Raw genomic sequence first — 9,628 nt, 5'->3', positions numbered from 1 at the left:
CTGCTCAGCGCCGTCCGGAACGGCGGTCCCCGGAGCGGCGGTCGTCCGACGACCCGCCGCCGGCCAGTCCGGCCCGGCGCAGCGCGTCCGCCATGGCGCTGTTGCCCAGCGGCGCCGAGCCGCCGGAGCCGCCCCGGTCACGGTCGCGGCGGTCCTGCCCGCGCCCGCCGCCCTGACCACCCTGACCGCCCTGGCCGCCCTGGCCGCCGCGGCGCTCCTGGCGCGGCGGGCGGGCCTGCCGGTCGCCGCCGCGCCCGCCGCCCTCGCCGCCGCGTCCCACCTCGTCGTCCAGCCGCAGGGTGAGCCCGATCCGCTTGCGCGGCACGTCCACCGAGGTCACCCGGACGGTCACGATGTCGCCCGGCTTGACCACCTCGCGCGGGTCCTTGACGAAGTTCTTCGACAGCGCCGACACGTGCACCAGGCCGTCCTGGTGGACGCCCACGTCGACGAAGGCGCCGAACGCGGCCACGTTGGTGACCACGCCCTCCAGCACCATGCCGACCTCCAGGTCGCCGATCTTGTCCACGCCCTCCTTGAAGGTCGCGGTGCGGAACGCCGGGCGCGGGTCGCGGCCCGGCTTGTCCAGCTCGCCGAGGATGTCGGTGACGGTCGGGACGCCGAAGGTGTCGTCGGCGAAGTCACCCGGGCGCAGGGTGCGCAGCTTCCCGCTGTTGCCGATCAGCCCGCGCAGCTCCCCGCCGGTCGCGGCGAGGATCCGGCGCACCACCGGGTACGCCTCCGGGTGCACGCTGGAGGCGTCCAGCGGGTCGTCGCCGTCCGGGATGCGCAGGAAGCCCGCGCACTGCTCGAAGGCCTTCGGGCCGAGCCGGGACACGTCCTTCAGCGCCTTGCGGGTGCGGAACGGGCCGTTGGCGTCACGGTGGGCGACGATGTTGTCCGCGAGCGTGCCGGTGATGCCGGAGACCCGGGTGAGCAGCGGGGCGGAGGCGGTGTTGACGTCCACGCCGACCGCGTTGACGCAGTCCTCGACGACGGCGTCCAGCGAACGGGAGAGCTTCACCTCGCTCAGGTCGTGCTGGTACTGGCCGACCCCGATCGACTTGGGGTCGATCTTGACCAGCTCGGCCAGCGGGTCCTGGAGCCGGCGGGCGATCGAGACCGCACCGCGGATCGACACGTCGAGGTCCGGCAGCTCCTGCGAGGCGAAGGCGGACGCCGAGTAGACCGAGGCGCCGGCCTCGCTGACCATCGCCTTGGTGAGCTTCAGCTCCGGGTGGCGCTTGAGGAGGTCCTCGGCGAGCTTGTCGGTCTCCCGGGAGGCGGTGCCGTTGCCGATCGCCACCAGGTCGACGTCGTGCTTCTTCGCCAGCGCGGCCAGGGTCGCCAGCGCGGCGTCCCACTTGTTGGCGGGCTGGTGCGGGTAGATCGTGTCGTGGGCGACCACCTTGCCGGTGGCGTCCACCACCGCGACCTTCACGCCGGTGCGGAAGCCCGGGTCCAGGCCCATGGTGGCGCGGGTGCCGGCCGGGGCGGCGAGCAGCAGGTCCCTCAGGTTGGCGGCGAAGACGCGCACCGCCTCGTCCTCGGCCTCGGCGCGCAGCCGGCCGCGCAGGTCGATGCCGAGCCGGACCAGGACGCGGGTGCGCCAGGCCCAGCGGACGGTGTCGCCGAGCCACTTGTCGGCCGGGCGGCCGTGGTCGGCGATGCCGAAGCGGGCCGCGATCCGCTGCTCGTAGTCGTTGGCGCCGGGCAGGTCACCGGTCTCCTCGCCGTCGTACGGGGACAGGTCGAGGTCCAGCACCTCCTCCTTCTCGCCGCGCAGCATCGCCAGGATGCGGTGCGAGGGGAGCTTGGTGTACGGCTCGGCGAAGTCGAAGTAGTCGGCGAACTTCGCGCCCTCCTGCTCCTTGCCCGCACGCACGGTGGCGACCATCCGCCCGCGGGTCCACATCCGCTCGCGCAGCGAGCCGACCAGGTCGGCGTCCTCGCCGAACCGCTCGACCAGGATCGCCCGCGCCCCCTCCAGCGCGGCCGGAGCGTCGGCCACCGACTCGTTGAGGTAGCCCGCCGCCAGCGCCGCCGGGTCCTGCGTCGGGTCGGCGAGCAGGGTGTCCGCCAGCGGCTCCAGCCCGGCCTCCCGGGCGATCTGCGCCTTGGTGCGCCGCTTCGGCTTGAACGGCAGGTAGATGTCCTCCAGCCGCGCCTTGGAGTCGGCGGCCAGGATCCGCCCGCGCAGCGCGTCGTCCAGCTTGCCCTGCGCCTCGATCGACTCCAGGACGGCGGTGCGCCGCTCCTCCAGCTCCCGCAGGTAGCGCAGCCGCTCCTCCAGGGTGCGCAGCTGCGCGTCGTCCAGCGAGCCGGTGACCTCCTTGCGGTAGCGGGCCACGAACGGCACCGTCGCACCGCCGTCCAGCAGCTCGACCGCCGACTTCACCTGCCCCTCGCGAACGCCCAGTTCCTCGGCGATCTTCCGCTCGATCGCCTGCTGGGCCTGCTGGGCCGCCTGTTCGACTGGCGTGGTCACGAAGCCGGTCACCTTCTTCAGAGTTGCTGTCCGTACCCCCGCATTCTCGCAGCAACCCCCGACACCACGCCCCGCCCCCACCACCCCGGGCGTGGCGCGCCGGGCGGCCGCGGCGGGCCCGGCGACGGTCCGGAGCCGGTGCGCGACCGGCCCGGATCCGTCGCCCGGCGGCGGCTCCCGCCGGCGCCGGCGCGATCCCGAGCGCCCCCCGCGAAACCCAACGCCCCCGTGAAATCCTCGCTTTCCCACCCTGGTGTTCGAAATCCGCCTGAGCGCGGGCCCCGTCGCGGCGTACAGTGCCGGGCATGTGCGCAGCCGCTCGGACGCCCGACCACCTGCACGACGACGACCATCCGTACGACCAGTTGCACGGCCCTCTGCACGACCCCCTGCACGACCGCCTGCACGACGACGAACCGGCCATCGACACCGGTCTGGTGAGGCGGCTGATCGCCGCCCAGTTCCCGCAGTGGAAGGGTCTTCCGCTCACCCCGGTCGGGTTCGCGACCACCGACAACGCGATGTTCCGGCTCGGTCCCGAACTCGCCGTCCGCCTCCCGCGGGCCGCCTGGGCCGCCGGGAACCTCGGGCGCGAGCAGTACTGGCTCCCCCGCCTGGCCCGGCAGCTGCCGGTGCCCGTCCCGGCGCCGGTCGGCCAGGGCCGGCCGACCGTCGGCTACCCCTGGAGCTGGTCGGTGCTGCGCTGGCTGGACGGCGCCAACCCGGTCCCCGGATCGATCCCCAACCCCGTCCAACTCGCCCACGACCTCGCCGACTTCCTCACCGCCCTGCGCTCCGCCGAGGCGGGCCCGCAGGCTCCGGCCGCGCTGCGCTCGGGACCGCTGGCCGGCCGCGACGCCGCCACCCGCGCCGCCATCGGCCGGCTGCGCGGGGTGATCGACACCGAGACGACGACCGCCCTGTGGGACAAGGCCCTGCGCCTGCCCGAACCCACCGGACCGGGCGTCTGGGTGCACGGCGACCTCACCCCCGGCAACCTGCTGGTCACCGGCCAACGCCTCTCCGCCGTCCTGGACTTCGGCCTGCTGGGGACCGGCGACCCGACCGTCGACCTGCTGCCCGCCTGGAGCCTGCTGCCGCCCTCCGCCCGCCAGGCCTTCCGCACCGCCCTGGCCGTCGACGACGCCACCTGGGAACGCGGCCGGGCCTGGGCGCTGTCCCTCGCCCTCGTCCAACTGCCCTACTACCGCACCACCAACCCGCCGCTGGCCGCCAACGCCCGGCACATCGTCCGGGAGGTCCTGGCGGACCGCAGCGTCTGAGCGTCGGAGCGTCAGACGAAGCGGGTCGGCTCGGCGGCCCCCGGCGGCAGCGGGGCGTGGGCCGCCTCCGACTGCCAGGCGCCGGCCAGCTCGGCCGGGAAGCGCCGGCCACTGCGGGTCAGCACCAGCCCGGGCGTCAACTCGACCTCGTCGCCCGGGCGGAACGGCCGGTCGGTGCCCGGTGCCAGCCGTTCCCACGGGCCGAGGTGGCCGCGCCGCCCCGCCACCCGCAGCCGGCTGCCGTACGTGCTGGTGTCCCGCACCGTCACCGCGCCGCCGCGCACCGACACCTCCAGGTGGCGGCGGCTGACCAGGGCCGCCCGTTCGGCCGGGAGCAGGCCGAGCAGCGCGATGCCGTCCTCCGCCGTCCCGGGCGCCCGGCCGACCGCCGTGCGGGTCCCCTCGTCCAGCGTGCACCGGGCCACGCACTGCCCGTCCAGCACCACTTTGACCTGCGCGGCACCGGCCCGGGGGCCGTCGTCGAGCAGCGGCACCCCGTGCAGCTCGCAGGTGGGCACGCCCCGGCGCATCCGCGGCAGCATCACCCGCCCGCCGCGGTGCACGCTGTACAGGGTGCACCGCGCGTCGGGGCAGCGCCAGGACCGTCCGACCACCTCGACCAGCGGCTTGCGGCCGGCCGTCAGCAGGCCCTGCTTCTTCAGCGCCGACAGCTCCATCTTCTTGGATATCTCGGCGCCGGTGCGGTACCCCATGTCCAGCGGCACCAGCCGCACCACGCCCCGCCCGGCCGCCTCCGGGCGCAGGAACTGCCAGGTGTTGCCCTGGATCCACGGGTACTCGATCCGGTGGTCGTCGTAGTGGTCGGCGGTGATCACCTGGATCCCGGTCATGCCGGCGATCTCCAGCACCCGCTCGTCGGCGTCCGGCACCTCCTCCACCAGTCCCTCGGCCACCCACCGCGCCAGCGTCCGGGCGTCCGCCTCCTCGGCGAACTCCCGCCGCCCGCCCAGCAGGCTGCGGTCGGCGACGCAGTAGACCGCCACGTGCCGGTCCCCGGTCAGCCGCACCAGGGCGTCCACCACCAGCCCCAGCCGGTGCAGCGAGCGCGGCGCCGTGCCGCCGAAGTCGGTCCGCCGGACGACGTTGGAGAGCTCCACCAGGTAGTCCGCCCGGTCCGCGGACGTGGCGAGGTTGCGGTCGAGGGCGCGGTCGGGGCTGTGCTCCATGGGGCCTCCGTGCGGTCGGACGTGCACGGGCCGCCCCGGACGAACCGTCCCGGCGTCCCGTCACAACGGTTCCATCATGACCCAGGCCGCTCCGTCCCGGGGCCCGCGGAGGAGCCCCCTGCTCCGCCAACGCTCCCAGTAGGGTGCGAACATGACACGGCATATCGAATTCGAGGGTCCGTACAACTTCCGCGACCTGGGCGGCTACCCGGCCGCCGACGGACGGACGGTCCGCCGGGGCCTGCTGTTCCGTTCGTCCTCGCTCGGCAGGCTCGCCTCGGCGGCCGACCTCGAACGGTTCCGGGCACTGGACATCGGCACCGTGATCGACCTGCGCCACCCCTGGGAGATCGAACGCCGGGGGCGGATACCGCAGCTGGACGGCGTCGCGTACCACAACCTCTCGATCGAGCACCGGCCGTACGACCAGGCCGAGATCGACCCGGGGCTCGACCCCTGGCGCTACCTGGCGGACCGGTTCGCCGAGGTGGCCGAGGACGGCGTCGCGGAGATCCGCGCCGTCCTGGAGCTGATCGCGCAGGCCGAGCGGCCGGTGGTCTTCCACTGCGCCGCCGGCAAGGACCGCACCGGGCTGATCGCCGCCCTGGTGCTCACCCTGCTCGGCGTGGGCGAGGACGACGTGGCCGCGGACTTCGCGCTCACCGAGCTCGTGACGGCCCGGCTGGTGACCGACTGGCGCGCCGCCAACCCGGGGCGCACGCTGCGCTGGCCGGCTTTCGGGCGCGCGCCGGAGGAGGTGATCCGGCTCGCGCTCGCGGATCTGACCGCCGCCCACGGCTCGGTGCACGCCTATGTCACCGGCAAGGTCGGCATCGACGGGGCGCTGGTCGGCCGGCTGCGGGACCGACTGCTCACGGCCTAGCCGGGGGCGTCGAGAACCGGCCAGCACCGCGCCGGAACGACAATCGCACGAAAAAGAAATCGATCGGCCGACAGATCACCAAGGGACAGGACTGGTCGGCATTCGACGGTAAATGCCAGGGAAAGACAATTCCCGGCGAATGCCGATCAGCCCCTTGCCAAGCCCCGACACCTGGGCCTTGACCTGCCGAATGGCCGAAAAAAATGGTGCTGAGCGCCTGTTCGTGCACGCTAAGGTCATTCCCGCGACGGCTCGTCCGATCGGGTGACCGCGACCGTTCCGGTCGGACCTCCGCTCGTTTCCTTTCGCCTGCATGACCCCGCCCCGCACGGCGGTGTCACCGAAACGATCGGACGGACCATGCACGCAGAGAACCGCGCCCGCCGCCCCCGCCGGACCGACCGCACGCGCGTCCGGGGCATCCTGGTCGCCGCCGCACTCCTCGGCATCACCGGCGCCGGCCCCGCCCTCGCCGAGGGCTCCTGGACGTCCCACATCAGCGGCTGGGGCCCCGGGTCGGAGTCACGGCGCTGGGCCGACAGCGACCGCGACGACGTCGCCACCACCGTGACCTTCCAGGGCTGCGTCACCGGCAACAACGACTTCAAGGACGCCGACCTCCAGCTCTACAAGGACGTCTTCGGCCCCGACAAGGCCTACGGCCACCGGTCCAACCACTGCGACACCTCCGGCTGGGGCGACCAGAGTTCCGGCAACTACTACTTCACGCTGGAGGCCGTGCGCAGCGGCGCCAAGCTCTGGGTGGACACCGTCACCACCCGGTACTGACCCCGTCCGGCCCGCATCCGTCCCGTACGCGAATCCGTGTCGTACGTGAATCCGTCCCGTACCGAATCCGCCCGGTACCGGTCCAGCCCGTCCGCGCCCCGCCCGCCGGCCCCACCCGCACCCCTTCCGAGCGAAATGCGTCGACCCCGCCATGGCCCTTGAGTTCCACCGCATCGACTTCCAGTACAGCCGGAAGACCTTCCTGTTCACCGGCCTCGATCTGCGGATCGACCATCCGGCCACCGTCCTGCTCGGCCCCAACGGCGCCGGCAAGTCCACCCTCATGGCGCTCGCCGCCTCCCAGCTGAGCCCGCGCCGGGGACTGGTCACCTGGCGCGGCGTCAACCCGGCGACGGGCGCCGGCCACCGGGCCGCCTTCCGGCGCGCGGTGGCCTGGCTGCCCCAGCAGATCACCCCCGTCCCCGGGCTCACCGTGCGCGAACAGGTGGCGTACTGCGGGTGGTTGAAGGGCATGTCGCGCACCGCCGCCTGGCAGGCCTCGGCCGGCGCCCTCGCCCGGGTCGGCCTCTCCGGGCTCGCCGACCGGGCCGGCCACCAGCTCTCCGGCGGCCAGCTGCGCCGGATGGGCATCGCCGGCTGCCTCGCCCACCACAGCGAACTGATCCTGATGGACGAGCCCACCGCCGGGCTCGACCCGACCCAGCGCGCGGTGTTCCGCTCCCTGGTCGAGGAGCTGACGGGCGAGGTGAGCGTGGTGGTCTCCACCCACCAGACCGAGGACCTCGCCGGCACCTACCGGCAGGTGGTGGTGCTCGACCGCGGCCGGGTCCGCTTCCAGGGCGCCACCGAGGAGTTCCACGCCCTGGCGCCCGGCGGCCGGCTCCCCGGGCCCGGCAGCGGCTCCGACGGCGGCTCCGGCACGCGGAGTGCCGAGGCCGCCTACGCGAGCCTGATCGAACGGGAGACCTGACCATGCTGCTGCGCACCGTACTGCGGGTCTCGGCCGGCACCCGGACGCTGCCGTTCCTGCTCGGCTTCGTCCTGGTCGCGCTCGGCGACGAGCTGACCACCTGGGTCACCCCGGCCTACGGGCTCGCCGCCGCCGGACACGCCAGCCTGGCGCTGCCGTTCGCCTGCGCGGCCTGTGCGGCCTGCGGCGCGTGGGAGGGCGCGCGGCTGCACCGGGGCCGGGTGTTCGGCCGCTCGCCGGTCCGCTCCGCGCCGGCCATCACCACACCGGTGCTGCTGCCCGTCGCCGTGATGGGCGGGCTCGGCATGGCCGTCGCGCTCGGCACCGCCGCACTGGCCGGCGGCACCGTGGATGGCGTCCCGCAGCCCGGTCCGCTCGCCGTCTGGGCCGGGCTGCTGCTCGCCAACACCCTGGTCGGCTCGGTCGTCGGACGGGTGCTGGCACCGGTGGTCGCCGTCCCGCTCGCGCTGGCGGGCAGCTTCGTGCTGAACGCCTACCCCGCCGCGTTCGACACCTACTGGCCCCGGCACCTGGTCGGCGGCGGGCTGTCCGACTGCTGCGCCGTGGACCAGGTGCTGGACGGTCGGGCGGTGGCGGGCTCGCTGGTCTTCTCCGGCGCGGTCTGCGCGGCCGCCGTGCTGCTGATCCGCCGGCGCGGCACCCCGCTCGCCGTCGCCGCCGCGCTGGCCGTCACCGCGGGCGGCATCGCGGCGGGCGGCTGGACGGCCCGTGACCTCGGCCCCGAACCGGTACGGGACCGGTCCGCCGCCGCCCTGGTCTGCGACGGCGGGCGCCCACGCGTCTGCCTCTGGCCCGAGCTGGGTGACACCCGGTCGGCCGTGGTCCGCGGCGAGGTCCGGCGGGTCACCGGCAACCTGGCCTGGTACGGCGTCGCCGTCCCGGAGGCGTTCACCATGGCCGCCCGCCCCGGACCGGGCGAGGCCAAGCTCGGCGTCCCGACCGACGCCCGGGCGCAGGACGTCGCCCCCGCCGTCGTCGGCGGCCTGCTCCCGCGTGCCCCGGACTGCGCCCTCCGCGGCGACCCCTATCCGGCGGACGCCGCGGCGGGCACGGCCACCGCCTGGCTCACCGCCCGGGCCGGACCGGGCGGGACCACCGTGCCCGCGGCCGGCGTCGGCGGCCGCTTCACCGAGGACGACGCCGCCCGCGCCGCCCTGCTGCTCCACCTGCCCGACGGGACGCAGCTCGCCTGGTACCGCGCCACCGTGGCGGCCCTGGCCGACTGCGGCACCCTGCCCCCGCCGCTCCCGCACACCGGGACGGCCTCCGCCGGAGGTGAGCGGTGAGCTGGTGGTGCAAGGCGCGCGCCGTCCCGCTGCTCGCGGCCGTACTCGCCGGGACCTTCGCCGTCGGCCTGCTGTGCGGGGACGGCGAGCTGCCGGTGCCCGCCCTGCACGGACAGGCCGGGCACTTCCTGCTCGCGCACGTGCTCACGCTGCTCCCGGCGGTGTTCCTGCTGCACGGGCTGGGCCGGGGCGACCTGCGCACCGAATCGGTCGCCGGGCGGTTCCTGCGCGGCCTCGACGCCGGGCTGGCGCTCGCCCTCGCGGCCGGCGGGACGGCCTGCGGCGGCCTCGCCCGTGCGGCCGGCTGCGGGGCACTCGCCCTCGTCCTGGCCCGCAACATCGCCGGCTACCTCGGCCTCGCGCTGCTGGTCCACCCCCTGGTCGGCCACCGCCCGGCCGCCGCCGCGCTCGCCGCCGTCCCGCTGCTCTGCTCGGCGGCGGGCTGGTACCCGGACGGCCGCCCGCAGCCGTGGGCCTGGCCGCTCCATCCGGCCGGCTCCCCGACGGCGCTCGCCGCCGTCACCCTGCTCCTGCTCGCCGGCACCACCTGCACCCTGCTCCGCCGACCCCCGCCCGCGACCCCGCACCCACCGACCGGCTGACCGCACCCCGGCAAGCCCGGCCACGCCCATCACCCGCCACCTCCCCGGACGCCGCCCACCACCGCCAGCGCAACCCACGCCCGGCCGCCCACACCCCGGCCCGCCCGGCGCCCGCGGGGCCTCCGCGCCCCGGCGGCTCAGCGGCGCCGGGGCCTGCC

Annotated in this window: 8 protein-coding genes; 6 read left to right on the top strand and 2 right to left on the bottom strand. The window is 75.2% G+C overall.

The window, feature by feature from the left end; translation table 11 throughout:
• Positions 1-4: 4 nt before the first annotated feature.
• Entirely contained in the window at positions 5-2,488 is a 2,484-nt protein-coding gene (locus tag ACFXAM_RS35710) for a Tex family protein (protein WP_380297737.1), read from the bottom strand.
• A 305-nt stretch (positions 2,489-2,793) separates the two neighbouring features.
• Here ACFXAM_RS35710 and ACFXAM_RS35705 point away from each other — a divergent pair, with 305 nt between their 5' ends.
• Entirely contained in the window at positions 2,794-3,771 is a 978-nt protein-coding gene (locus ACFXAM_RS35705; protein WP_380297736.1) for an aminoglycoside phosphotransferase family protein, read from the top strand.
• 11 nt (positions 3,772-3,782) lie between these two features.
• Here ACFXAM_RS35705 and ACFXAM_RS35700 read toward each other — a convergent pair whose 3' ends face one another.
• Positions 3,783-4,958, bottom strand: a complete 1,176-nt coding sequence (locus tag ACFXAM_RS35700; RefSeq protein ID WP_380297734.1) for an FHA domain-containing protein — start codon at positions 4,956-4,958, stop codon at positions 3,783-3,785.
• A gap of 151 nt (positions 4,959-5,109) precedes the next feature.
• On the opposite strand from ACFXAM_RS35700, the gene ACFXAM_RS35695 reads away from it, so the two are divergent.
• The 5 genes from ACFXAM_RS35695 to ACFXAM_RS35675 all read left to right on the top strand — a co-directional run bounded on the left by ACFXAM_RS35695 (position 5,110) and on the right by ACFXAM_RS35675 (position 9,470).
• The gene (locus ACFXAM_RS35695; RefSeq protein WP_380297733.1) at positions 5,110-5,841 is read left to right on the top strand and encodes a tyrosine-protein phosphatase; all 732 of its coding nucleotides are present in this window, start codon (positions 5,110-5,112) and stop codon (positions 5,839-5,841) included.
• Positions 5,842-6,201: 360 nt separating this feature from the next.
• Entirely contained in the window at positions 6,202-6,630 is a 429-nt protein-coding gene (locus ACFXAM_RS35690; RefSeq protein ID WP_380297732.1) for a hypothetical protein, read from the top strand.
• Positions 6,631-6,781: 151 nt separating this feature from the next.
• A complete protein-coding gene (locus ACFXAM_RS35685; protein ID WP_380297730.1) occupies positions 6,782-7,561 on the top strand; it encodes an ATP-binding cassette domain-containing protein in 780 nt (259 codons plus the stop codon).
• Positions 7,562-7,563: 2 nt separating this feature from the next.
• Positions 7,564-8,868 (top strand): hypothetical protein, encoded by a 1,305-nt coding sequence (locus ACFXAM_RS35680; RefSeq protein WP_380297728.1) that lies wholly within the window; start codon positions 7,564-7,566, stop codon positions 8,866-8,868.
• Entirely contained in the window at positions 8,865-9,470 is a 606-nt protein-coding gene (locus ACFXAM_RS35675; RefSeq protein WP_380297727.1) for a hypothetical protein, read from the top strand. Before ACFXAM_RS35680 ends, ACFXAM_RS35675 begins: the two co-directional genes overlap by 4 nt.
• Positions 9,471-9,628 lie beyond the last annotated feature (158 nt).

This window comes from Kitasatospora sp. NPDC059462 (genome assembly GCF_042749955.1).
Classification (GTDB): domain Bacteria; phylum Actinomycetota; class Actinomycetes; order Streptomycetales; family Streptomycetaceae; genus Kitasatospora.
Note: the sequence above shows the minus strand (reverse complement) of the source record. Positions and strands in the feature narration are given on the sequence as shown.